Here is a 22,476-nt window from a genome sequence, read left to right on the forward strand (position 1 = left end):
CGGCTCAGACGGTCACGGGTGAGGCGGCCACGCGGCTGCGCCGCAGGTAGACGGCGTACGTCACGACGGCGCAGAGCACGTAGTAGGCGAGGAAGACCACGAACGCCCCCTTGGTCGCCGCCAGCGGGCTCGCGACCCACGGCGAGCTGAAGGCCAGCGGGATGAGGAACCCGCCGATCGCGCCGACCGCGCCGATGATGCCGATGGCGGCGGAGGCCTGCTTGGTGGCGGCGAGCAGCGCCGTACGACGCTCCTCGGTGCCCTCGGCGGTGCCGCGGACGGCGTCGGCGCGCCAGATCGCCGGGATCATCTTGTAGGTGGAGCCGTTGCCGATGCCGGTGCAGGCGAAGAGCAGCAGGAAGCAGCCGAGGAACAGCGGGAACCACGCCTGGTTGGTGCTCGCGACCGCCGGGTCGGCCTCGGGGTTGGGGGAGAGCTGGCTGACGGTCCAGAGCAGACCCAGGGTGAAGACGATGATGCCTACGAACGCGCCGAGGGTGACGCGGGCGCCGCCGAGCCGGTCGGCCAGCCAGCCGCCGAAGGGGCGGGTCAGCGAGCCGACGAGCGCGCCGAGGAAGGCGAAGTAGGCGAAGTAGATCCCGGTGCCCAGCGGGGCCGGCTCGGGCACCCAGAAGTTCAGCTTGATGAGCAGCGGCATCGCGGCCGAGAAGCCGATGAACGAGCCGAAGGTGCCGATGTAGAGCACCGACATCACCCACGTGTGCGGGTGACGCACGACCCTGAGCTGCTCGCGCGGCCTCACCTCGGCGGTGCCGAGGTTGTCCATCCAGCGCCAGGCCGCGAACGTCGCGACCAGGGCCAGGCCGGCGTACAGCCACCCGGCGCGGCTCAGGTCGATGCCGCCGCCGCTGGCCTGCACGAGGCCGAAGATGCCGGCCCCGCCGACGACGACCGGCAGGAAGAACTGGATCAGCGAGACGCCGAGGTTGCCGCCGGCAGCGTTGAGGCCGAGCGCTGCGCCCTTCTTCGCGGTCGGGTAGAAGAAGTTGATGTTGGCCATGGAGCTGGCGAAGTTGCCGCCGCCGAAGCCAGCGGTTGCGGCGACGAGGCAGAACACCCAGTACGGCGTGCTCGGGTTGCCGACCGCGAGCGCGAAGCCGATCGTCGGGACGAGCAGCAGGGCGGCGCTGACGATGGTCCAGTTGCGACCGCCGAACAGCCCCACCGCGAAGGTGTAGGGCACCCGCAGCAGCGAGCCGACCAGGTTTGGCAGGGCGACGAGGAAGAACAGCTGCTGCGGCGTGAAGTCGAAGCCCTGGGCGACGAGGAACGCCGAGCTCACGCTCCAGATCAGCCAGACGGAGAAGCCGAGGTGCTCGGCGAAGATCGACCAGCCGAGGTTGCGTCGCGCGACCGGCTGCCCGGTCTCGGCCCAGAAGGCCTCGTCCTCGGGGCGCCAGTCGTCGATCCAGCGGCGGGTACGGCGGTGGGGCAGGTCTGCGGTGGTGCTGCTCGACGCGGGGGCGACGTCGGTGGCCATGGGCACTCCTGGGGAGGTGGGGTGCCCCGGACTCTCGCGGCGCGGTGTTTCACCTCCGTGTCGTCGCTGCGAACGCCGGCGTCAACTCCTCCTCACGACCTCACGGCCCTCACGACCTCACCCGCCCGCCCCTTCGTGGCTCGCTCCGCTCGCACCTCAGGGAGCGGCGGTGGCCTGCACCGCCCGCACCTCAGGGAGCGGGGTGGCCGGGCCCGCTCGCACCTCAGGGAGCGGGGGTGGCCTGCTCCGCTCGCACCTCAGGGAGCAGGGGTGGCCGGGCCCGCGTCTTCCGCTCCGTGGCTCACACGGGGGGCTGGCTACGTTCGTCCGCTCCCTGAGGAGCCCGCGAGGGACGAGCGGGCGTCACGAAGGGGGCGTCAGAACACGTTGCGGGGGCGGAACTGCACGCTGATGCGGGGACCGACGGGGCGGGAGGTCTTCTGCACGGCGTGCTCCCAGGTGCGCTGGCACGACCCGCCCATCACGACGAGGTCGCCGTGGCCGAGCGCGGGGCTGAGCTCGGTCGCGCCGCCGCGGGGGCGCAGGGCGAGCTTGCGGGGCGAGCCGAACGAGACGATCGCGACCATGGTGTCGGTGGTGCGGCCCTTGCCGAGGTTGTCGCCGTGCCACGCGACCGAGTCGCGGCCGTCGCGGTAGTAGCAGCACCCTGCCGTCACGAACGGCTCGCCCAGCTCGTCGGCGTAGTGGGCGCTGAGGGCGTCGCGGGCCTGCTCCAGCGCGGGCACCGGCAGCGCCTCGCCGACGCCGTACGTGTGCAGCAGCCGCGGCACGTCGACCTCGTGGTCCCACATCTGCCGACGCTCCGCACGCCACGGCACCTGCTCGACGAGCTGGGTGAACACCTCGTCGGCCCCCTCGAACCACCCGGGCAGCAGGTCGACCCAGGCGCCGCGGGAGAGCGTCGTACGACGCACGCGGCCGGCCAGCGGCCCCACCCCCACCGCCGCCTCCCCGAACAGGGAGCCCTGGAAGTCGATGCTCATGCGCCGAGCGTACGTCGGATCGAACACGTGTGCGAGAGCCGATCGTGTGGGATCACTGCGCGTGGGGCGCAGTGATCCCACACGATCAGGCGCATCGGGGACAGCGGTTCGGTTCGCCCGCCCAACCGTGCGCCCGGAGCACGCGGCCCACCTGCACCGCGGTCCGGCACGGGCGACCGACCGTCTGCCCCCAGCCCAGGCGGACCGTGGTCCGGGCCTCCCCCGAGGCGGCGGCGTCGAGGTCACGGTCGAGGTCGCGGTCACGGTCGTGAGACCTGGTGTGGTCGGCGCGTCCGTCGAGCTCGACGCACACCCCGTACTGCGGGTACAGCACGTCGCGGTAGACCCGACCCCGCGAGGAGCCGACGACCTGACGGTCGGCGCTGGGCAGGCCGTGGCTCCGCTCGACGTCGCGCAGGTAGGCCCGCTCGATGACCGAGCACGCGCCGGCGACCAGGTCGTCGAGGGCCGCGGCCAGGAACGCGCGACGGGCGATGCGACGGCGTCCGGCCAACGCGGCCCGGAGCCGGTGGGCGGTCGTCTGCCGGGCACCGATGCCGGCTGCGATCGTGGCGAAGGCAGCGAAGTCGTCAGGTGCGGCGGCGGCGACGTCGAGGAGCGCCTCCTCGGTGCGCGCCCGCGGTGGGGAGAGGTTCCACTGCGCGACGTCGTGCAGCCTCCGCGTGCGGTGCACGCGCACGCCAGGCTGCTGGTGCACCGTGCGGTGCGCCCCGACGAGGACGTGCACCGGTCCCGCGTCGTCGTGGTCGCGCCGACCCGGACCGTAGGCCGCGCGGAGCGCGGACGGGCCGGACAGCACGGCGGGCTCGGCGTACAGCACGGCGCCCCACGCGCGCTGCTGCCACGACGGGGTCCCGGTGTGACCGAGGTAGACGCCGGGGAGGTGCCGGGCGAGCAGGCGGTGCTCCAACCAGCTCCGGACCGTGGTCTCGGTGACCCCGAGCGCGAGGAGCTGGCGCCGCGAGACCACGCCGTCCTGCGCGAGCAGCAGGCGTCGTACGGCGTGAGAGAGCTCGGCGGGCATCGCAGGAGGATGCACGGTCCTGGCGAACCGCGCTGAGGGCCTGTGGACGACCACGTCGTGTGGGATCGCTGCGTGTGGGACCCAGTGATCCCACACGGTCGTCAGACTGGCACTCGTGACGACGGTCGGGGTGCTGCTGGCGGCGGGGGCGGGGCGACGGATGGGGCGGCCCAAGGCGCTGGTCGACGACTGGCTGCTGCGCGGGGTGGCGACGCTGGCGCCCTGTGACCGGGTCGTGGTCGTGCTCGGGGCGCAGGCCGAGACGGCGCGCGAGCGGGTGCCCGACGGGGTCGAGGTGGTCGTCGCGGACGACTGGGACGAGGGCATGGGTGCCTCGCTGCGTGCCGGGCTGGCCGCGGTCGCGGCGGGTGAGCACGTCGTCGTGACGCTGGTCGACCTGCCCGACGTCGACCGCCGGGTGGTCGAGCGGCTGCTGGCCGAGCCGGTCACGGGCGCGACCCTGCGCCGGGCGGCGTACGACGCCGTGCCCGGCCACCCCGTGCTGCTCGGGGCCGACCACGTGGCGGGCGTGGCTGCGGGGGCGGTCGGTGACGAGGGGGCGCGCGGCTACCTGCGCGAGCGCGAGGTCGGGCTGGTCGAGTGCGGCGACCTCGCGACCGGCGCGGACGTCGACTCGCTCAGCGGGCCCGGCGGATCCTGATCGCGCCCTTGGCCGTCGACGGGTCGACGACCTTGCCGCCCTGGGTGATCTCGACGTCACCCGTCGCGACGAGCCGGCGGGCAGCGCGGCGGGCCGGCTCCATCAGGTCGCGCCAGGTGTCGTCCGCACCGACGTCGCGCGCGGCCTCCGACGGGCAGATGGTCGCGCCGGCCCTGCGCTGGTCGAGCAGCGCGAGGATCGAGGACTCGAGCCGCTCGTCCTCGGCGGTCACCTTGCGGCGGCGGCAGGCGTCGGAGCAGTAGCGGACCTGGTCCCAGTCCTTCGCCCACTTCTTGCGCCACTCGATGCGGCGGCCGCACGAGGCGCAGGTCTTCTCCTCGTGCTCGCTCACCCCCGTCCTGTGCCCATCGGGGAGACTCGCGTGCGTGGTGAGGCTGCAGCCGCTGGTGCGGCACCGGCTCGCGGCGCTCGGCGACGCCGGGGCGCGGTGGCGCGACGACCTGCCTGCCGTGCTCGACGACCTCGCCGGGCGGTGGGGGTTCGAGCACGTGCGCGGCCTGCCGGGCGGCAGCGCGTCGTACGTCGCGGAGGTGCGCACCGACGCGGGCCCGCGGGTGCTCAAGGTCGCCGTGCCGGTGCCGGGGGAGCCCGGCGTGGCCGACGAGGCCCGGGTGCTGGGGGCGGCGCAGGGGCGTGGCTACGCCCTGCTGCACGCGTACGCCGCCGACCACGGTGCGCTGCTGATGGAGCGGCTCGGCCGCTCTCTGGAGCAGACCCCGGGCGAGCCCGCGACGCGCCTCGACCGGCTGGTCGACGTGCTGCGTGAGGCCTGGACGGCCCCGCTCGTCGGCGAGCGCGTCGCCAAGGCCGAGCAGCTGGCCGACCTCGTCGCGGGCGGCGCGCGGCGCCACGGGTGCGACCCCGCGGTGCTGCGCCAGGCCGTGGCGTACGCCGAGGAGCTCGCCGAGCCGGGCCCGGACGGCGAGGTCCTGCTGCACGGCGACGCCCACCCCGGCAACGTCCTGCGCCGCGACGGCGGGGCCACGCGCTCGTCGACCCGGACGGCTTCGTCGGCGACCCGGCGTACGACGCCGGGGTCACCCTGCGCGAGTGGAACGCCCGCCTCGCCGACGAGGGCCGGCCGCTGCTCGAGCGGCTGTGCGACCGGGTCGCCGAGCGGGCCGGGGTCGACCGCGGCCGGACCTGGCGGTGGGCCTTCCTGGAGCGGGTCTCGACCGGGCTCTACGTGCTCGACCTCGGGGCCGAGCGGGTGGGGCGGCCCTTCCTCGAGACCGCTCGGCTGCTGGTCGACGGACTGGCCAACCCGGTCCCAACCCGCCGGTCGTAACCTCCGTCACATGGAGCTCACCTCACCCGAGGCGGTCGCGACCGCGCTGGGGGACACCGGCTACCTGGCCGACGACGACCTCGCGACGGTGGTGTTCCTGGCCCGCACGATGCAGCGCCCGCTGCTGCTGGAGGGCGAGCCGGGCACGGGCAAGACCTCGCTGGCCGAGGCGCTCGCGCAGCTCGACGGCGTCCCGCTGGTGCGGCTGCAGTGCTACGAGGGCATCGACTCCACCCAGGCGCTCTACGACTGGGACTTCCCCCGCCAGATCCTGCACCTGCGCACCCTCGAGGCCAGCGCGGCCGGAGGGCAGCTCGACCCGGACGAGGCCGAGAAGGGGCTCTTCGACGAGCGGTTCCTGCTCGCACGACCGGTCCTGCGCGCGCTGCGCGAGGCGCCGACGGTGCTGCTCGTCGACGAGGTCGACCGGGCCGACGACGAGTTCGAGGCGTTCCTGCTCGAGGTGCTGTCGAGCTGGACCGTGAGCATCCCCGAGCTCGGCACCGTGACCGCCGCGGAGCCGCCGCTGGTGGTGCTGACCTCCAACCGCACGCGCGACCTGCACGACGCGCTCAAGCGCCGCTGCCTCTACCACTGGATCGGCCACCCCGGCCTGGAGCGCGAGGTCGCGATCGTCCGCAGCCGCCTGCCCGAGGTCTCCGCGCGGCTCGCCGAGCAGGTCGCCACCGTCGTGCACCAGCTGCGCGAGCAGCACCTGCTCAAGCCGCCGGGCGTCGCCGAGACCCTCGACTGGGCGCGGGCGCTGCACCGCCTCGGCAACGAGGAGCTCGACCTCGCCAGCGCCGCGCGGACGCTCGGTGCCGTCGTGAAGTACCGCGAGGACACCGACCGAGTCCGCGACGCCCTCGACCGGATCATGCGCTCGTGAGCGTCGCGACCCACGACCCCGACGCCCTGCTCGTCGGGTTCACCCGCGCACTGCACGAGGCCGGGGTCGCGGTGACCGCCGACCGCACGGCGAGCTACCTCGAGGCCGCGTCCGTGCTCGGCGCGGGCAGCCGTGACGCCGTACGACGGGCGGGTCGCGCGACGCTGTGCCACGGCCCCGACGACCTCGCCCGGCACGACCAGGTCTTCGAGGCGTGGTTCACCGCCCACCCCGAGACGCCGAAGCACCGCGGCCGCCCGTCGCCGCCCCGATCGGTGACCTCGCCGCTGCCGATCGACGACGGCGGGTCCACCGAGGGGGCTGACGACGACGCCGAGGCCGTCCGGGCCGCTGCCAGCGACACCGAGACCCTGGCCCGCCGCGACGTGGCCGCGATGACCGCGGCCGAGAAGGCGCTGCTCGACGCCCTCATCGGCGCGCTGCGCCCGCGGCTGCCGCGGCGCCGCACCACGCGGCGTACCCCCTGGCGCCGCGGCGAGCTCGACGTCCACCGCACGCTGCGCGCGTCGCTGCGCCGCATGGGCGAGCCCGGCGACGTGCGGTGGCGCCGGCGCGCGGTGGTGCCGCGGCGGGTGGTGCTGCTCGTCGACGTGTCGGGCTCGATGAAGCCCTACGCCGACGCGCTGCTGCGCCTGGCCCACCGGCTCTCGGCCTGCGACGGCTCGGCCGGGCGCGCCCGCGTCGAGACCTTCACCCTCGGCACCCGGCTCACCCGCGTCACCGACCCGCTGCGCACCGCCGACCCCGAGCGGGCGCTGGTGCGCGCGGGCGAGCAGGTGCCCGACTGGTCGGGGGGCACGCGGCTGGGGGAGACCCTCGGCGCCTTCCTCGACCGGTACGGCGGCCTGGCCCGCGGCTCCGTCGTGGTCGTGCTCAGCGACGGCTGGGAGCGTGGCGACGCCACCGAGCTCGGCGAGCAGATGGCGCGGTTGCAGCGCCTCGCGCGCCGGGTCGTGTGGGCCAACCCGCACCGCGGCAAGGCCGGCTACGAGCCGGTGCAGCAGGGCATCGCGGCCGCGCTGCCGCACTGCGACGACTTCGTGGCCGGGCACTCGCTGCGGTCCTTCACCGAGCTGCTGGAGGTGGTCGCCCGTGCGTGAGGTGCTCCCGGAGCTGCTGCGCTGGTGGGAGGCCGGCGAGACCGTCGGCGTCGGCACCGTCGTGGCGACCTTCCGCTCCGCCCCGCGCCCGCCCGGCGCGAGCATGCTCGTCGGCCCCGGCGGCGAGGCGGTCGGCTCGGTCTCCGGCGGCTGCGTCGAGGGAGCGGTCTACGAGCTCGGCCAGGAGGTCGTCGCCGACGGCACCCCCGTGCTGCAGCGCTACGGCGTCTCCGACGACGACGCCTTCGCGGTCGGGCTGACCTGCGGCGGCATCCTCGACGTCTACGTCGAGAAGGTCTCGCGCGAGACCTTCCCCGAGCTCGGCGACGTCGCGGCCGACATCGAGGCCGGGCGCCCCGTCGCCCTGGCCACGGTCGTCGAGCACCCCGACCCGGCGTGGCTCGGACGACGACTCCTCGTGCGGCCCGACACCGTCGAGGGCGCCCTGATGAGCGAGCGGGCGACCGACGCCGTCACCGACGACGCCCGCGGCCTGCTGGCGAGTGGCCACAGCGCGACGCTGACGTACGGCCCCGACGGCGAGCGCCGCGGCGAGGGCATGCGCGTCTTCTGCTGGGCCTTCGCGCCGGCGCCACGGATGCTCGTCTTCGGCGCCATCGACTTCGCGGCCGCGGTCGCCTCGGTCGGGCACTTCCTCGGCTACCACGTCACCGTGTGCGACGCCCGGCCCGTCTTCGCGACCGCGACCCGCTTCCCCGACGCCGACGAGGTCGTCGTGGGCTGGCCCCACAAGTATCTCGCCGCCGAGGTCGACGCGGGCCGCATCGACTCCCGCACCGTGCTGTGCGTGCTCACCCACGACCCGAAGTTCGACGTGCCGCTGCTCGAGGTGGCCCTGCGCCTCGACGACGTCGCGTACGTCGGCGCGATGGGGTCGCGGCGTACCCACGACGCCCGCCTCGAGCGCCTGCGCGAGGCCGGCCTGAGCGACACCGAGCTCGACCGGCTCTCCAGCCCGATCGGCCTCGACCTCGGCGCCCGCACGCCCGAGGAGACCGCCGTCTCCATCGCCGCCGAGATCATCGCCGGCCGCTGGGGCGGCACCGGCGAGCGCCTGCGCACCACCGATGGCCGCATCCACGCCCACGAGGTCGACCTGCCGTAGGGCCGCCCCTTCGTGGCTCGCTCCGCTCGCACCTCAGGGAGCGGGGGGTCGGTCCCTGAGGAGTCCGCGAGGGACGAGCGGGCGTCACGAAGGGCGCTCGCACCTCAGGGAGCGAAGGGGTCCGGTCCCTGAGGTGTCCGCGAGGGACGAGCGGGCGTCACGAAGGGCGCGATCCGTGCGGGCGCCCCTTCGTGGCTCGCTGCGCTCGCACCTCAGGGAGCGGGGGTCTGGTCCCTGAGGGAGCGAAGGGGTCCGTTCCCTGAGGTGTCCGCGAGGGACGAGCGGGCGCCACGGAGGGTCGACGCGGGGGGCGCGGGGGCGCAGACTGCGATGATGGCGATCTTCCCGGCGTTCCAGGCCCACGACCCGCGGGCGCTGATCGACTTCCTCGTGGCCGTCGGCTTCGTGGAGACGGCGGCGTACGGCGAGGGCGGCACGATCGAGCACTGCCAGCTCGACTGGCCCGAGGGCGGGGCGGTGATGTTCGGGCGGCACAAGCCGGAGGGGCCGTTCACCCACGAGCCCGGCACGATGTCGTGCTACGTCGTGACCTCCGACCCGCGGGCGGTCCGCGACCGGGCCGCGGCGGCGGGCGCGACCATCGAGCGCGAGCCCGACGAGGAGACCGACTACGGCTCGCTCGAGGTCGCCTTCCGCGACCCGGAGGGCAACCAGTGGTCGTTCGGCACCTACCCGGGTGAGCCGTCTCAGGGCGGGTAATGCCTGCGGGTGCGCCTGCCCGTCCCCGACCCCCGCGTCCTGCTGCAGCTGCCCGAGCGCCTGCTCGGACGGGTCGGTGACCTGCTCGACGCCGCGGAGGGCGTGGTCTCGCGTGTGGACGCCCTGGTCGACCGGGTCGAGGGCACGCGGCAGCGCGTCGACGACGTGGTCGACGCGGTCGCGCCCGTCGTCGCCCGCACGACCCTGCTGCTCGACCGGCTCCAGCCGTCGCTCGAGGCGCTGGCCGAGCACACCTCGCCGGGGGCGGTCGCCGTCATGGGCGACGCGGTCGACCGGGTGCCGGAGCTGCTGCGGCGCTTCGAAGAGGAGGTGCTCCCGGTGGCGCGGACGCTCCGCTCGGTGGCGCCCGACATCAGCGAGCTGCTCCAGGCCTCCCACGAGCTCAACGAGATGCTCGGCGGGGTCCCCGGCATGAAGCGCATCCGCCAGCGCGTCGAGGACGAGCGCGACGACGGGTGACCGGACCAGGGTCCGCGGGGCACCCTGGTGGCATGGACGGGCAGCTGACGCGGCGTACCGCGCTGGTGGGCGCGCTCGGCACGCTCGCCGCGTGCTCGGGGGAGCAGCCGCCGGAGGCCGAGCCGTCCCGGTCCGCTCCGTCGAGCCCCAGCCCGAGCGCGACACCGACCACGAGCCCGACCGCGGAGCCGCTGCCCACGGGTGACCGCGTCTCGCTGCCGACGCTGATGCGCCAGCAGTTCGACGGCGGACGGGTCCGCCGGGTACGACGGCAGGTGGTGACCGACGCCTACGAGCGCTGGGAGGTCACCTACCCGGCGGGCGACACCACGGTCTCCGGGGTCCTGCTCCGGCCGACCGGCCGCGGCCCGTTCCCCGCGCTGGTGCTCAACCACGGCTACATCGAGCCGTCGGTCTACGTCACCGGGCAGGGCCTGGCCCGCGAGCAGGACCGGCTGGCGCGCGAGGGGTTCGTGGTGCTGCACACCGACTACCGCGGCCACGCGGCGTCCGACCCGGCCGGCGACCTCGAGCGCGAGACCCGGCTCGGCTACACCCGCGACGCGCTGCACGCCGCCGCCTCCCTCAAGCGGCTCCCGTACGTCGACCCCGACCGGGTCGGCATGCTCGGACGCTCGATGGGCGGCGGTGTCACGCTCAACGCGATCGTCGCCCAGCCCGACCTCGTGCGGGCCGCGGTCGTCTACGCGTCGGTGAGCTCGAGGTTCGTCGACAACCTGCGACAGTTCACGATCCCCGGGCGACCCGAGGCGGCGCAGGCGCTCTACGACCGGTTCGGCCGGCCGGAGGAGTCACCCGACTTCTACGCCGGGCTGTCGTCGCGCACCTACTTCGACCGCGTCGAGGTGCCGCTGCTGTCGCTGCACGGCACCCTCGACGACACCTGCCCGATCGCCTGGGCCCGTACGACGCAGCGCCTCGCCCGCCGCGCCGGGGTCGACGCGCAGCTGGTCACCTACGACGACGGGCACGCGTTCTACCCGACCTGGGAGGCCTCGATCCGTCGCGCGGTGCGCTTCCTGCGGGCCAGGATGGACGCGTGAGCGAGCGACCCGTCCCCGTGCGCCCGGGCGAGGAGCCCGAGCCCGACGCGCACGTGTGGACCCAGCTCGCGCTCGGCATGGCGATCGGACTGGCCGGCGGCGTGCTGGCCGCCCTCACGCTCGGCGCCACCCTCGTGCTGACGCTGCCCGCGGGTGCCGTGCTCGGTGTGCTCCTGGGCCTCGCGCTCGGCCACCGCGACGACGGCCACGGCTCGAGCGTGCACGGTCGCCGGACGCGCTGAGGGCCCGCTGGGCCGCCGACCTCCCACCACCCGGTCGTGGCCTACCGAACGCTGGGACGCGCGGCTACCGTGTGCCGCACGTCACTCCACCAGCCCGGAGGCGTCCGCCGCATGAGCACTGCACCCCTCGACGACCTGCACCGCCGTCGCGTCGACGCGGTGCGCGCCTGGACGACCTTCGTCGAGCACGGCGACGCCGCGCTCGGGCCCGCCGGTCGGGTGCGGCCGGAGATCCTGCGGTCGTGGCTGCGCTCGGCGCCGAGCGTGCACGTCGACGTCCGCGAGGCGCCGCTGGCCGACGAGTCCGAGACCCACGCCTTCTGGCACGACTCGCCGCTGCAGGCGGCCGTCGAGCGGGTGGGTGCCGAGCTGCGCCGTACCGCCGAGGACGGCGACCTGGTCGTCGCCGTCACCGACACCGCCACCCGCATCCTGTGGACCTACGGCGGCCGGGTGATGCGGCGCAAGGCCGAGACCGTCAACTTCGTCGTCGGCGGGCGGTGGGACGACGCCAGCGTCGGCACCAACGCGCTCGACCTCGCCTGCCGCCTCGACAAGCCCGCCATGGTGTTCAGTGCCGAGCACTACGCGCCCATCGTGCACAACTGGGTGTGCTGGGCCGCCCCCGTGCACGACCCCGCGACCGGTGAGCAGGTCGGCGTGGTCGACCTGTCGACGACCTGGGACCGCACCCACCCCATCGGCCTGGCGACCGCCCGCATGATGGCGCGGCTCATCGAGTGCGCGATGCCCGAGTCGACGCTGCACCCGCGTCTCGACCAGCGGTTGGCCACCCCCGGCCTCGACCTGTGCGTGCTGGGCGCTGCCGAGGCCCGCCTCGACGGCGACCGGCTGCTGCTCAACCGCCGCCAGAGCGAGATCCTCGCGCTGCTCGCGCTCCACCCCGCCGGGCTCTCCCTCGAGCAGCTGCACTCGATGCTCTACGGCGACCAGGCCGTCACGCTGTCGACGCTGAAGGCCGAGGTCTCCCACCTGCGCAGCGCGCTCGGCGGCCAGCTCGCCTCGCGACCCTACCGGCTGACGATGCCGGTCCGCGTCGACGTCGACGAGGTGCTGACGCTGCTGCGCCGCGGCGACGTCCGGGCGGCCGCAGCGGCGTACGGAGGAGACCTCGTGCCCGGCACCGAGTCGCCCGCCCTCGTCGAGCTCGGCGACGTGGTCGCGGTGGCGCTTCGCGAGGCGCTGCTGGCCGACCCGCAGCCGGCCGCGGTGGCGCGCTACGCCGAGATCGCGCCGTACGACACCGAGGTGCTCGAGACCTGTCTGCGCCTGCTCGGCGACGACCCCCACCCCGCCAAGGCGCTGCTCAAGGGGCGGCTGGCGGCTGCCAGGCGCTGAGGGCGTCGACCAGCACCCGCACGGCGGGCGCGGCGTCCATGGTGCGGCGGTGCAGGGCCGTGACGGTCCGCTCGGGCACCGGGTCGTGCACGGGTACGGCGACCACCCCGGCGGGCAGCGCCGAGCGCCCCAGCCGCGGCACCAGGGCGACGCCGAGGCCGGCGTCGACGAGCGCGAGGTGGGAGTCGAACTCCAGGCAGGTGTGGGCGATCCGCGGCGCCGCACCGGTGCCGACGTACATCCGCGATAGCCACTGCCGGCAGATCGTGCCCTCCGGCGTCGCCACCCAGGCGACGTCGACGAGGTCGAGCGGCGTCACCGCGGTCGCGCCGGCGAGGGGGTGGTCGTCGCGCAGCAGCACCTCGGCGACGTCGCGGGCGACCTCGGTGGCCACGACGTGGTCGGGCACGGTCAGCGGCAGGTCGCCCCAGCTGTGGGCGAGCCCGACGTCGACCCGTCCGGCCGCGACGAGCTCGACGGTGTCCCACGGCTCGTGCTCGGCGATCGCGACCTCGAGCGCAGGGTGGCGGCGGGCGAGGTCGGCGAGCACGGGTGCCACCAGGCCGCGGTTGGCCGTGGAGAAGGCCGCCAGCCGGAGCCGGCCGGTCACCGTCCGCGAGCGTCGCCGCAGGCTCGCCTCGAGCTGCTCGAGCTCGGCGTGGACCCGGTCGGCGCCCTCGACCAGCTCGCGACCCGCCGCCGTCAGCACCACGCCGCGGCCCACGCGCTCGAGCAGGGCGACGTCGAGCTGGCGCTCGAGCCGCTTGACCTGCTGCGAGACCGCGCTCGGGGTGTAGCCGAGCGCGGTGGCCGCGGCGTGCACCGAGCCCTCCGTCTCCACCGCGACGAGCGAGCGCACCGCCAGGAGGTCGATCATGGCGTCCATCATGCAGCACGGCTACCGGGTACGCCGCAGCAGCATTCGCTGGTGCTGCACGGTCACGACGGTCGACCATGGTGCCGTGACCACCCGCGACCAGCTCCTCGCCGCCCTCGTGGCACTGCTCTGGGGCCTCAACTTCGTCGTCATCGACCTCGGCATGGCCGGGGTCCCGCCGCTGCTGTTCCTGGCGATCCGGTTCGTGGTGGTCTGCTTCCCGGCCCTGCTGCTCGTGCCGCGGCCGCAGGTCGGGTGGCGCACCCTGGCCCTGGTCGGCGGCCTGATGTCGCTCGGCCAGTTCGGCTTCCTCTACCTCTCGATCGCCGCCGGCATGCCCGCCGGGCTCGCCGCCCTGGTGCTGCAGGCGCAGGTCGTCTTCACCGTGCTCGCCGCGACCGTACTGCTCGGCGAGCGGCCGACCGCGCTGCAGTCGGGCGGCATCGCGGTGGGCGCCGTCGGCCTGCTGGTCGTCGCCGCCGGTCGCGAGGCCGACGTACCCCTGCTCGCGCTGCTGCTGTGCGTGGCCGCCGCGCTGAGCTGGGGCCTCGGCAACGTCGCCGCCCGTGCGTCCGGGGTCACCGGCGGCCTGTCGCTCACCGTCTGGTCGGGCCTGGTCGTCCCGGTGCCGGGGCTCGCGCTGTCGCTGGTGGTCGACGGACCGTCCGGCGTGCTCGCGGGCCTCGCCGCCTTCGGCTGGGAGGCCGCGCTCTCGACGGCGTACACCGCCGGCCTCGCCTCGCTCGTCGGCTACGGCATCTTCAACACCCTGCTCGCGCGCAACCCCGCGTCGTCGGTGGTGCCCTTCGTCCTGCTCGTGCCGCCCGTCGCGATGGTCTCCGCCTGGCTGGTCCTCGCCGAGCTTCCCGGCCCCCTCGAGCTCGCCGGCGGCGCCCTGCTGCTGCTCGGGGTGCTGGTGGCGACCCGCCGGCCCCGGGCTGGTCGAGGTGCGAGGGCCGCCCGGCCCGAGCCTCGAGACCCGGTGCCGTGCGCAACGACGCCCGCTCCCTGAGGTGCGAGCGGAGCGAGCCACCCACCGCTCCCTGAGGTGCGAGCGGAGCGAGCCACGAAGGGGCGGTGGTCTCGACAGGCTCGACCGACAGGTGCGAGCGGAGCGAGCCACCCACCGCTCCCTGAGGTGCGAGCGGAGCGAGCCACCCACCGCTCCCTGAGGTGCGAGCGGAGCGAGCCTCGAAGGGGCGGGTGGTCCTGACGCGCTCGACCGCCGGGCCCGCTGGGCGGCCCGCTGGGCCTATCGGCTCGCGGGCCGGACCGCCCCTCTGCCACCATCCGGGCGTGCCGTCGTCCAGCCAGTGGGTCGCGTTCCTCGTGGCGTCCTTCCTGTTCATCCAGCTGCCGGGCCCGAGCCTGCTCTTCACCATCGGCCGGGCGCTGACGGTCGGTCGCCGCGACGCGCTGCTGTCCGTGGTGGGCAACGCGATCGGCGTGACGGTCCAGGTGGCGCTGGTCGCGGTCGGCCTCGGGGCGCTCGTCGCGACCAGCGCGACGCTCTACACGGCCGTCAAGGTGGTCGGGGCGGCGTACGTCGTCTGGCTCGGCGTGCAGGCGATCCGCCACCGCGCCGACGCGCGCCTCGCGCTCGACGAGGCCGGCGTACGCCGCCCGGTGCGTGGTCGGCGTTCGGTGCTGACGGGCATCACCGTCGGCGTGACGAACCCCAAGACGGTCGTGTTCTTCGTGGCCTTCCTGCCGCAGTTCACCGACCGCGCGGCGGGTGGCACGGGCTGGCAGGTCATGGCGCTGGGCGCGGTGTTCGGCGCGATGGCGTGCCTGTCCGACGGCGTCTGGGCGCTGGCAGCGGGTCGCGCCAAGGCGTGGTTCGCCCGGACCCCCCGCCGTCTCGACGCCCTCGGCGCCGCCGGCGGCACCATGATGGTCGGTCTCGGCGCGACCATGCTGGCGGCGGAGTAGCGCCGAGTGGGGAGATGAGAAGTCCCCGGTGAACCGGGGACTTCTGACTCGATCGGCCTTGATCAGGGCCGATTTCGTCAGAACGAGGCCGAGAAGTCCGCCCTCCGGAGCCGGCGGGGACCCGGGTGGGAGGATGCGGGCATGCCTCTCGACCTGAGCGCCGACGTGGTCACGCTGACGCAGCAGATCGTCGACATCGAGTCGGTGAGCCACGACGAGGAGGAGCTCGCCGACGCCGTGGAGCTTGCGCTCCGGGCGCTGCCGCACCTCGAGGTGACGCGGCTCGGCCACTCCCTCGTCGCTCGTACGACGCTGGGTCGCCCCGAGCGCGTCGTCGTGGCGGGGCACCTCGACACGGTGCCGCTCAACCACAACCTGCCCAGCCGCAACGACGGCGAGCGGCTCCACGGCCTCGGCACCTGCGACATGAAGGGCGGCGTCGCGGTCGCGCTCAGGCTGGCCCACGACGTGACCGAGCCGGTGCGCGACGTGAGCTACGTGTTCTACGAGGCGGAGGAGGTCGAGGACGTCCACAACGGCCTCGGCAAGGTCGCCCGCGAGCGGCCCGACCTCGTCGAGGGCGACTTCGCGATCCTCATGGAGCCGAGCAACGCCGGCGTCGAGGCGGGCTGCCAGGGCACGCTGCGCGTCGAGGTCCGCACCCGCGGCGAGCGGGCCCACTCGGCGCGGTCGTGGCGCGGGTCCAACGCGATCCACCACGCCGGCGAGGTGCTGGCGCGACTGGCGGCGTACGAGCCGCGCAGGCCCGTGATCGACGGCCTGGAGTACCGCGAGGGCCTCAACGCGGTCGGCATCTCCGGCGGCGTCGCCGGCAACGTCATCCCCGACGAGTGCGTGGTGACGGTCAACTTCCGCTTCGCCCCCGACCGCTCCGAGCAGGAGGCGCTCGCGCACGTCGCCGACGTCTTCGACGGCTTCGAGCTCACCCTCACCGACACGGCGCCGGGCGCGCTGCCCGGGCTGGGCGTCCCGGCCGCCGCGGCGTTCGTGGAGTCGGTCGGCGGGCAGGTGGGGCCGAAGTTCGGCTGGACCGACGTCGCCCGCTTCACGGTGCTCGGCGTGCCGGCGGTCAACTACGGCCCGGGCGACCCGATGCTGGCGCACAAGCAGGAGGAGTGGGTGCCGATCGAGCACCTCCACCGCTGCGAGTCGACCCTCAAGGAGTGGCTGTCGTGAACCACCCGTCGGTCCCGTCCGGGGGCCGCGACCGCATCAAGCACCGCGGTCCCACCGTCCTGCGCGGCGCGCAGGTCGACCTCACCACCACCGACCAGCGCCTGCTCGACTCCCGGGGGCCGACCGACTGGGTGCACACCGACCCGTGGCGGGTGCTCCGCATCCAGGCGGAGTTCGTCGAGGGGTTCGGCGCGCTCGCCGAGCTCGGGACCGCGGTCGCCGTCTTCGGCTCCGCGCGCACCAAGCCCGACCACCCGACGTACGCCCAGGGCGTCGAGCTCGGCCGCCGCCTCGCCGAGGCGGGGTTCGCCGTGATCACCGGCGGCGGCCCGGGCGCGATGGAGGCCGCCAACCGGGGCGCGGTCGAGGGTGGCGGCACCAGCGTCGGGCTCGGCATCGAGCTGCCCTTCGAGCAGGGCCTCAACCCGTACGTCGACATCGGCATCAACTTCCGCTACTTCTTCGCTCGCAAGACGATGTTCGTCAAGTACGCCCAGGGCTTCGTCGTGCTGCCCGGCGGCATGGGCACCCTCGACGAGCTGTTCGAGGCGGTGACGCTGGTGCAGACGCGCAAGGTGACGTCGTTCCCGATCGTGCTGCTCGGCTCGTCCTACTGGAGCGGCATGCTCGAGTGGCTGCGCGGGCCGGTGCTCGACGACGGCAAGATCTCAGAGCGCGACCTCGACCTGCTGCAGCTGACCGACAGCGTCGAGGAGGCCGTCCAGCTGATGATCGAGGGTGTCCGCGGGGGAGACCCGGCCTGATGTCGTGGTTCTTCGCGGTGCTGCTGGTGCTGGTCGTCGGGGCCGTCGCCGTGGTGTTCGCGGGCGGCGGGGGGTCGGCCGCACCGGCGTACGACGACCGTCCCGACAGCGGCCTGCCCGACGACCGTCCGCTCACCGCGGGCGACCTGCGCGGCGTACGCCTCAGCACGGCGGTGCGGGGCTACCGCGCCGACGAGGTCGACGACCTCCTGGAGCGGCTCGCGCGGCAGCTCGAGGGTCGTGACGCCCCGGTCGAGGAGTCGGTCCGGCCTGGCGACAAGGTCGTGCTCGAGCCGGGCGAGCGGCCCCGCTACCCCGAGGTCACCGACCGCTGAAGGTCGGCTTCTGCTTCGCCACGAACGCCGCCACGGCCGCGTGGTGGTCGTCGGTCGCGCCGGTGCGGTCCATCAGGCCCGCCTCGTGCTCGAGCGCGTCGACGAGGTCGGTGCCCTCGGCGTGGAGCACGGCGGCACGCATCGAGGCGTACGCCGTCGTCGGGCCCTGCGCCAGCCGCGCGGCCAGCGCGGCCACCTCGGTCTCGAGCTCGTCGGCGGGCACGACCGACGTGGCGAGGCCGAGCGCCAGCGACTCCTCGGCGCCGACCGTGCGCGGCAGGTAGAGCAGCTCGAGCGCCTTGGCCCGCCCGACGAGGCGCGGCAGGAACCACGAGCTGCCGGTGTCGCACGACAGCGCCACCCCGGCGAAGGCGAGGTTGAAGCCGGCGCCGTCGGCGAGCACCCGCAGGTCGCAGGCCATGGCCAGGCTCGCCCCGGCCCCGGCCGCAACGCCGTTGAGCGCGGCGACGACCGGCTTCGGCATGGTGGCGAGGGCGGTGACGAGGGGGTTGTAGTGCTCGCGGACCGTGTCGAAGACCGCCCCCTCGCCGGTCTCGGCGATGCGGCGCTGCGTCTCGAGGTGCTCCTTGAGGTCCTGGCCCACGCAGAAGGCGCGGCCGGTGCCGGTCAGCACGACGCAGCGCACCTCGGGGTCGTCGGCGGCGGTGCGCACGGCGTCGAGCAGGGCCGTCTTCGTGGCCAGGTCGAGCCCGTTCATCGCCTCCGGCCGCTGCAGCCGGATGGTCGCGACCCGGGCCCCCGGCTCGCCGTTCAGCAGGTAGCCGACGGGGGCATCGGCCCGGTCGGCGGGGCGGTCGGAGGGGGGTGTCGTCTCGGTCACGGCGGCCATCTTCCCCGAGCGAGTGGTCCAGGGCACAGGGCCTGAGCGATAATGGAGTGAATCGGTGTGCGGAGCGCACACGACCCTGGACGAAAGAGGTGTGCGCATGGCGGCGATGAAGCCGCGGACGGGCGATGGCCCGCTCGAGGTCACCAAGGAGGGCCGAGGCATCGTGATGAGGGTCCCGCTCGAGGGCGGTGGCCGGCTCGTCGTCGAGCTCAACGCCGAGGAGGCGGGCGCCCTCAAGGAGGCCCTGGCCGGCGTCGTCGGCTGACGCGCCCGCTCCGACCGTACGACGGCCCCCGTCGCCCGCCCGTCCCGGTGGGCTCGGGGGCCGTCGTCGTGCGCACAGACATGGCCTCGGGCACGTCTCCCAGCTCGAGGCGGCGCCCACGCCGCCCGAGACGCACGATGGCGGCGTTGCCATCGCTCGGAAGACGCCCGGTCTGCCAGCGCGACGGCGCCTTGCCCTCGCACGCCTCGGACGACGCAGGCATCCGCCAGCAGCTGAGAGACATGCCCTAGTCTCGGGCGGGTGGCTCCGACTGTGACGACACTTCGCTCCTCCGTCGCACCGCCGCAGGTCAGCGCGGTTCCCGGCGCTCCGGTCGACCACGTCGACGGTGCCAACGTCGTCGCGCTCGCGGTGCTCCCGCCCGACGCCGACCCCACCCACGAGACCGCCACCTGCATGCTCGGCCCGGGCGCTGAAGAGCTGGCCGCCCGGCTCGACGTGCCCGACCTGCTGGTCGCGCTCGAGGCGGCCGGGGCCACGGGCGCGGCGGGGGAGGTCACCGCCGTCCCCGCCGTGCGCCACGACGACGAGGTGCTGCGCGTGCTGCTGGTCGGCACGGGTGCCGGCACGGCCGCCGACCTGCGCCGGGCCGGGGCGGCCCTGGCCCGCCACGCCCGCGACGCCGTCCGCGTGGTCAGCGCCGTGGGCGCCGTCGCCGACACCGCGCTGGTCGTGCCGTTCGTCGAGGGCGTCGTGCTCGGGGCGTTCGGCTTCTCGCTGCGGCGCGAGGGGCCCCAGCACCGTCCGCCGGCCGAGGTGGTGCTCGCCCTCACCCCCGACGACGCCCCGCTCGACGTCGCGGTGGCGCGCGGCACCGCCGGGTGGCGGTCGCGCACCTGGGCCACGACGCCTTCCAACATCAAGAGCCCGCAGTTGCTCGCCGACGAGGTGGTCGCGGCGGGCGAGGAGGTGGGCCTCAAGGCCACGGTCCTCGACGAGCAGCAGCTCGAGCGGCGCGGGTTCGGCGGCATCATCGGCGTCGGGCAGGGTTCGGCCACCCCGCCGCGGCTGGTGCAGCTCGAGTACAAGCCCTCCCGCAAGGTCGCCGGCACCCGCAAGCCCGCCCACGTGGTGCTCGTCGGCAAGGGCATCACCTTCGACTCGGGCGGGCTGTCGATCAAGCCCGGTCAGTCGATGGCCACGATGAAGCGCGACATGACCGGCGCCGCCGTGGTCGCCGCAGTGCTGGCCGCGCTGCCGGCCGTCGGCTGCGCCGTACGCGTGACGGGGCTGCTGCCGCTCGCCGAGAACGCCGTCGACGGCGCGTCGATGCGACCCGGCGACGTGCTGCGCCACTACGGCGGCCGCACCACCGAGGTGACCAACACCGACGCCGAGGGCCGGCTCGTGCTCGGTGACGCGCTGGCGTACGCCGTCGACACCCTCGAGCCCGACGCCCTGGTCGACGTCGCCACCCTCACCGGAGGGGTCAAGGTCGCGCTCGGCCAGCACCTCGGTGGCCTCTTCGCCTCCGACGACACCCTCGCCGCCGCGCTCGAGTCGGCCGGCGTGCGCTCCGGCGAGCCGCTGTGGCGGCTGCCGCTGGCGCGCGAGTACGCCTCCAAGCTCGCCTCGAAGATCGCCGACGCCGACAACGCCCCGGGCGGGCCGCCCGCCATCACGGCAGCGCTGTTCCTCGAGCCGTTCACCGGCGGCAGGCCGTGGGCCCACCTCGACATCGCCTCGGTCGGCGACGCCCCCGAGGACGACTTCGAGTGGTCGGAGGGCCCCACCGGCTTCGGCGCCCGCCTGCTCCTCGACTGGCTGGCCACCGACGCGCCGCTCGACGGCGTCGGCTGAGGCTCGTGGGGAGACGCGTCATCCGGGCCGCCGAGCGCGACTGGGTGACCTTCTCAGTGACTCCGTGACTGTTGCCGCGGCCGACAAGTCACCGTTTACCCGCCTGAGCGGGTAACCAGTGAGCCGCTCAGCGCTTGTGCGCGACCAGCAGCCCGTCACCGACGGGCAGCAGGAGGGGGACGAGGTCCTCGCGGTCGCGGACGACGGCGCCGAGCTCGCGGACGGCGACGGTCTCGGGGTCGCGCTGGGCGGGGTCGGCGACCTTGTCGTGCCACAGCGCGTTGTCGAAGGCCACCACGCCGCCCGGGCGCAGCAGCCGCAGCGCCTCGGTGAGGTAGTCGACGTACTCGCGCTTGTCGCCGTCGCAGAACACGAGGTCGTAGGCGCCGTCGGTGAGGCGGGGGAGCACGTCGAGGGCGGCGCCGGGGATCAGCCGCACGCGCTGCGAGGCGATGCCGGCCTCGGTGAAGCCCTGCTTGGCGAGCCGCTGGTGCTCGCCCTCGGTGTCGACGGTGGTGAGCACGCCGTCGGGGCGCATGCCGCGCAGCAGGTGCAGGCCGGAGACGCCGGCGCCGGTGCCGATCTCGACGACCGCGCGGGCCTGGACCAGCGAGGCCAGGAAGCGCAGCGTCGCGCCGCCACCGGGGCTGATCGCGACGGCACCGACCTCCTCGGCGCGCGAGCGCGCCTGGGCGAGGACGTCGTCCTCGGGGACGAACTCCTCGGTGTGGTTCCAGCTCGCGGCGTTCATTGGCGTGACGATGACGATCTCCTGGGACTGCGACAGGCGTGGGGTTGCTGCGGGTGACCCTACCGCCGCCGTACGCCGCCCTCCCGCACGCCGCCCGGCCACCCACGGGCAGCTCCCACGCAACCCTCAGCCGCGTCTCAGGCTGGACTCCTAGCGTGGCCGCATGGCGACCGCACCCGCGACCCCCGACGCCCCCGGCGACAGTACGAGCCTCCCCGTGTGGGAGGCCCCGACCTGGGAGGAGGTCGTCGAGCAGCACTCCGCGCGCGTCTACCGCCTCGCCTACCGCCTGACCGGCAACCGTCACGACGCCGAGGACCTCACGCAGGAGGTCTTCGTGCGGGTGTTCCGCTCGCTGCACACCTACACGCCGCAGACCTTCGAGGGCTGGCTGCACCGGATCACCACCAACCTCTTCCTCGACCAGGCCCGCCGCAAGCAGCGGATCCGCTTCGACAGCCTCGGTGACGAGGCCGCGGGCCGGCTCCCGAGCCGCACCCCGGCGCCCGACGTCGCGACCTCCGAGCGGCTCTTCGACGACGACGTCGAGGCGGCGCTGACGTCGCTGGCGCCGCAGTTCCGCGCCGCCGTGGTGCTGTGCGACGTCGAGGGGCTGACCTACGAGGAGATCGCCGAGGTGCTCGACCTCAAGCTCGGCACCGTGCGCTCGCGCATCCACCGCGGCCGCGCCCAGCTGCGCAAGGCGCTCGCGCACCGCGAGCCGCACCCCGGCCGCACCCGCGTGCGCGGGCCGCTGGTCGGCGGCACGCCGTCGGTGGCCGGCGCCCGATGAGCGAGTGGGGCGACTACCTCAGCGGTCACCTCGGTGACCGTGCGGCCGCGCTCGTCGACGGCCAGCTCGACCCCGACCACGAGGAGCGCGCCTGGGAGCACGTGCACGCGTGCCCCGGTTGCCGCCAGGCGGTCGAGCAGCAGGCGGCCGCCAAGGTCACGCTCGGCTCGCTCGGCGACGCGCCCGACGCCCCCGGGCCGGCCGGGTGGCTGGCGCCGGAGGCGCTGGCCGCGTGGGCGCAGGTGGCCGAGCTGGAGCGCCGGGCACGGCGTCGTACGACGCTGCACGAACTCGCGGGCGTGGTCGGCGGCGCCGGCGTGACCGCGTCGCTGGCGGTCGCGGTTGTGGTGGGCAGCGGCGTGTCCGCGCC

24 protein-coding genes and 1 pseudogene are annotated in these 22,476 nt (G+C 74.8%); 18 read left to right on the forward strand and 7 right to left on the reverse strand.

All coding sequences use genetic code 11. The features are described from left to right. Positions 1 to 4: 4 nt before the first annotated feature. The 3 genes from ACYU8I_RS17290 to ACYU8I_RS17300 form a co-directional block, all read right to left on the reverse strand. Positions 5 to 1,501, reverse strand: a complete 1,497-nt coding sequence (locus ACYU8I_RS17290; protein WP_460843244.1) for an MFS transporter — start codon at positions 1,499 to 1,501, stop codon at positions 5 to 7. 377 nt (positions 1,502 to 1,878) lie between these two features. Then, positions 1,879 to 2,505 carry an alpha-ketoglutarate-dependent dioxygenase AlkB gene (locus ACYU8I_RS17295; RefSeq protein WP_460843247.1) on the reverse strand — a complete coding sequence of 209 codons (627 nt, stop codon included), beginning with the start codon at positions 2,503 to 2,505 and terminating at the stop codon, positions 1,879 to 1,881. Between the two features lie 85 nt (positions 2,506 to 2,590). Beyond that, positions 2,591 to 3,550: a hypothetical protein gene (locus ACYU8I_RS17300; RefSeq protein ID WP_460843249.1), complete on the reverse strand. Its 960-nt coding sequence runs from the start codon at positions 3,548 to 3,550 to the stop codon at positions 2,591 to 2,593. Between the two features lie 115 nt (positions 3,551 to 3,665). Here ACYU8I_RS17300 and ACYU8I_RS17305 point away from each other — a divergent pair, with 115 nt between their 5' ends. Beyond that, positions 3,666 to 4,211 carry a nucleotidyltransferase family protein gene (locus ACYU8I_RS17305; RefSeq protein ID WP_460843251.1) on the forward strand — a complete coding sequence of 182 codons (546 nt, stop codon included), beginning with the start codon at positions 3,666 to 3,668 and terminating at the stop codon, positions 4,209 to 4,211. Here the strand turns inward: ACYU8I_RS17305 and ACYU8I_RS17310 are convergent. Continuing rightward, entirely contained in the window at positions 4,189 to 4,563 is a 375-nt protein-coding gene (locus tag ACYU8I_RS17310) for a DUF3253 domain-containing protein (protein WP_460843252.1), read from the reverse strand. The genes ACYU8I_RS17305 and ACYU8I_RS17310 overlap by 23 nt on opposite strands. Positions 4,564 to 4,597: 34 nt before the next feature. On the opposite strand from ACYU8I_RS17310, the gene ACYU8I_RS17315 reads away from it, so the two are divergent. The 8 genes from ACYU8I_RS17315 to ACYU8I_RS17350 all read left to right on the forward strand — a co-directional run bounded on the left by ACYU8I_RS17315 (position 4,598) and on the right by ACYU8I_RS17350 (position 12,521). Next, positions 4,598 to 6,409 carry an AAA family ATPase gene (locus ACYU8I_RS17315; protein ID WP_460843254.1) on the forward strand — a complete coding sequence of 604 codons (1,812 nt, stop codon included), beginning with the start codon at positions 4,598 to 4,600 and terminating at the stop codon, positions 6,407 to 6,409. Next, complete coding sequence (locus tag ACYU8I_RS17320) at positions 6,406 to 7,530, forward strand: vWA domain-containing protein (protein ID WP_460843256.1); 1,125 nt, start codon at positions 6,406 to 6,408, stop codon at positions 7,528 to 7,530. The genes ACYU8I_RS17315 and ACYU8I_RS17320 overlap by 4 nt, the downstream gene beginning before the upstream one ends. After that, positions 7,523 to 8,656: an XdhC family protein gene (locus tag ACYU8I_RS17325; RefSeq protein ID WP_460843258.1), complete on the forward strand. Its 1,134-nt coding sequence runs from the start codon at positions 7,523 to 7,525 to the stop codon at positions 8,654 to 8,656. Before ACYU8I_RS17320 ends, ACYU8I_RS17325 begins: the two co-directional genes overlap by 8 nt. A gap of 333 nt (positions 8,657 to 8,989) precedes the next feature. Then, positions 8,990 to 9,376 carry a VOC family protein gene (locus ACYU8I_RS17330; protein ID WP_460843261.1) on the forward strand — a complete coding sequence of 129 codons (387 nt, stop codon included), beginning with the start codon at positions 8,990 to 8,992 and terminating at the stop codon, positions 9,374 to 9,376. A gap of 9 nt (positions 9,377 to 9,385) precedes the next feature. Beyond that, positions 9,386 to 9,856, forward strand: coding sequence for a hypothetical protein (locus tag ACYU8I_RS17335; protein WP_460843262.1), 471 nt, complete (start codon positions 9,386 to 9,388; stop codon positions 9,854 to 9,856). A gap of 32 nt (positions 9,857 to 9,888) precedes the next feature. Beyond that, complete coding sequence (locus ACYU8I_RS17340) at positions 9,889 to 10,920, forward strand: alpha/beta hydrolase family protein (RefSeq protein WP_460843264.1); 1,032 nt, start codon at positions 9,889 to 9,891, stop codon at positions 10,918 to 10,920. Beyond that, the gene (locus tag ACYU8I_RS17345; protein ID WP_460843265.1) at positions 10,917 to 11,162 is read left to right on the forward strand and encodes a hypothetical protein; all 246 of its coding nucleotides are present in this window, start codon (positions 10,917 to 10,919) and stop codon (positions 11,160 to 11,162) included. The genes ACYU8I_RS17340 and ACYU8I_RS17345 overlap by 4 nt, the downstream gene beginning before the upstream one ends. Positions 11,163 to 11,273: 111 nt before the next feature. Then, entirely contained in the window at positions 11,274 to 12,521 is a 1,248-nt protein-coding gene (locus ACYU8I_RS17350; RefSeq protein WP_460843266.1) for a sigma-54-dependent transcriptional regulator family protein, read from the forward strand. On the opposite strand, the gene ACYU8I_RS17355 is transcribed toward ACYU8I_RS17350, so the two are convergent. Beyond that, the gene (locus ACYU8I_RS17355; protein WP_460843268.1) at positions 12,490 to 13,398 is read right to left on the reverse strand and encodes a LysR family transcriptional regulator; all 909 of its coding nucleotides are present in this window, start codon (positions 13,396 to 13,398) and stop codon (positions 12,490 to 12,492) included. The genes ACYU8I_RS17350 and ACYU8I_RS17355 overlap by 32 nt on opposite strands. Here ACYU8I_RS17355 and ACYU8I_RS17360 point away from each other — a divergent pair. The 5 genes from ACYU8I_RS17360 (at position 13,397) to ACYU8I_RS17380 (ending at position 17,626) form a co-directional block, all read left to right on the forward strand. Continuing rightward, positions 13,397 to 14,410: an EamA family transporter gene (locus ACYU8I_RS17360; protein ID WP_460843271.1), complete on the forward strand. Its 1,014-nt coding sequence runs from the start codon at positions 13,397 to 13,399 to the stop codon at positions 14,408 to 14,410. The genes ACYU8I_RS17355 and ACYU8I_RS17360 overlap by 2 nt on opposite strands. Positions 14,411 to 14,694: 284 nt before the next feature. Continuing rightward, positions 14,695 to 15,330 (forward strand): LysE family translocator, encoded by a 636-nt coding sequence (locus ACYU8I_RS17365; protein ID WP_460843273.1) that lies wholly within the window; start codon positions 14,695 to 14,697, stop codon positions 15,328 to 15,330. Positions 15,331 to 15,471: 141 nt separating this feature from the next. Next, the gene (gene dapE / locus ACYU8I_RS17370) at positions 15,472 to 16,527 is read left to right on the forward strand and encodes a succinyl-diaminopimelate desuccinylase (RefSeq protein WP_460843275.1); all 1,056 of its coding nucleotides are present in this window, start codon (positions 15,472 to 15,474) and stop codon (positions 16,525 to 16,527) included. Further along, the gene (locus ACYU8I_RS17375) at positions 16,524 to 17,291 is read left to right on the forward strand and encodes an LOG family protein (protein WP_460843277.1); all 768 of its coding nucleotides are present in this window, start codon (positions 16,524 to 16,526) and stop codon (positions 17,289 to 17,291) included. The genes dapE and ACYU8I_RS17375 overlap by 4 nt, the downstream gene beginning before the upstream one ends. Beyond that, a complete protein-coding gene (locus ACYU8I_RS17380; RefSeq protein WP_460843279.1) occupies positions 17,291 to 17,626 on the forward strand; it encodes a DivIVA domain-containing protein in 336 nt (111 codons plus the stop codon). The genes ACYU8I_RS17375 and ACYU8I_RS17380 overlap by 1 nt, the downstream gene beginning before the upstream one ends. Here ACYU8I_RS17380 and ACYU8I_RS17385 read toward each other — a convergent pair. Next, positions 17,613 to 18,467, reverse strand: coding sequence for an enoyl-CoA hydratase/isomerase family protein (locus ACYU8I_RS17385; RefSeq protein WP_460843280.1), 855 nt, complete (start codon positions 18,465 to 18,467; stop codon positions 17,613 to 17,615). The genes ACYU8I_RS17380 and ACYU8I_RS17385 overlap by 14 nt on opposite strands. A 106-nt stretch (positions 18,468 to 18,573) precedes the next feature. Between ACYU8I_RS17385 and ACYU8I_RS17390 the strand changes: the two genes are divergently transcribed. Together ACYU8I_RS17390 and ACYU8I_RS17395 are read left to right on the forward strand one after the other, a co-directional pair. Beyond that, positions 18,574 to 18,741 (forward strand): DUF3117 domain-containing protein, encoded by a 168-nt coding sequence (locus ACYU8I_RS17390; protein WP_460843283.1) that lies wholly within the window; start codon positions 18,574 to 18,576, stop codon positions 18,739 to 18,741. Positions 18,742 to 19,014: 273 nt separating this feature from the next. Then, entirely contained in the window at positions 19,015 to 20,562 is a 1,548-nt protein-coding gene (locus ACYU8I_RS17395; protein WP_460843286.1) for a leucyl aminopeptidase family protein, read from the forward strand. Positions 20,563 to 20,689: 127 nt separating this feature from the next. Here ACYU8I_RS17395 and ACYU8I_RS17400 read toward each other — a convergent pair whose 3' ends face one another. Next, positions 20,690 to 21,313 (reverse strand): O-methyltransferase, encoded by a 624-nt coding sequence (locus ACYU8I_RS17400; RefSeq protein ID WP_460843288.1) that lies wholly within the window; start codon positions 21,311 to 21,313, stop codon positions 20,690 to 20,692. A gap of 163 nt (positions 21,314 to 21,476) precedes the next feature. Between ACYU8I_RS17400 and sigE the strand changes: the two genes are divergently transcribed. Together sigE and ACYU8I_RS17410 are read left to right on the forward strand one after the other, a co-directional pair. Then, complete coding sequence (sigE, locus tag ACYU8I_RS17405; RefSeq protein ID WP_460843290.1) at positions 21,477 to 22,106, forward strand: RNA polymerase sigma factor SigE; 630 nt, start codon at positions 21,477 to 21,479, stop codon at positions 22,104 to 22,106. Further along, positions 22,103 to 22,476 (forward strand): annotated as a pseudogene (locus ACYU8I_RS17410) (hypothetical protein); the annotation flags it as partial. The gene sigE and the pseudogene ACYU8I_RS17410, both read left to right, overlap by 4 nt.

It is taken from the genome of Nocardioides marmoraquaticus (assembly GCF_054777915.1).

Coding starts and splice junctions, on each gene's coding strand:
- ACYU8I_RS17360 (WP_460843271.1), top strand. CDS start 13,397: ATGGCGTCCATCATGCAGCACGGCTACCGGGTACGCCGCAGCAGCATT.
- ACYU8I_RS17350 (WP_460843266.1), top strand. CDS start 11,274: ATGAGCACTGCACCCCTCGACGACCTGCACCGCCGTCGCGTCGACGCG.
- ACYU8I_RS17340 (WP_460843264.1), top strand. CDS start 9,889: ATGGACGGGCAGCTGACGCGGCGTACCGCGCTGGTGGGCGCGCTCGGC.
- ACYU8I_RS17300 (WP_460843249.1), bottom strand. CDS start 3,550: ATGCCCGCCGAGCTCTCTCACGCCGTACGACGCCTGCTGCTCGCGCAG.
- dapE (WP_460843275.1), top strand. CDS start 15,472: ATGCCTCTCGACCTGAGCGCCGACGTGGTCACGCTGACGCAGCAGATC.
- ACYU8I_RS17290 (WP_460843244.1), bottom strand. CDS start 1,501: ATGGCCACCGACGTCGCCCCCGCGTCGAGCAGCACCACCGCAGACCTG.
- ACYU8I_RS17295 (WP_460843247.1), bottom strand. CDS start 2,505: ATGAGCATCGACTTCCAGGGCTCCCTGTTCGGGGAGGCGGCGGTGGGG.
- ACYU8I_RS17355 (WP_460843268.1), bottom strand. CDS start 13,398: ATGATCGACCTCCTGGCGGTGCGCTCGCTCGTCGCGGTGGAGACGGAG.
- ACYU8I_RS17390 (WP_460843283.1), top strand. CDS start 18,574: ATGGCGGCGATGAAGCCGCGGACGGGCGATGGCCCGCTCGAGGTCACC.
- ACYU8I_RS17330 (WP_460843261.1), top strand. CDS start 8,990: ATGGCGATCTTCCCGGCGTTCCAGGCCCACGACCCGCGGGCGCTGATC.
- ACYU8I_RS17380 (WP_460843279.1), top strand. CDS start 17,291: ATGTCGTGGTTCTTCGCGGTGCTGCTGGTGCTGGTCGTCGGGGCCGTC.
- sigE (WP_460843290.1), top strand. CDS start 21,477: ATGGCGACCGCACCCGCGACCCCCGACGCCCCCGGCGACAGTACGAGC.
- ACYU8I_RS17400 (WP_460843288.1), bottom strand. CDS start 21,313: ATGAACGCCGCGAGCTGGAACCACACCGAGGAGTTCGTCCCCGAGGAC.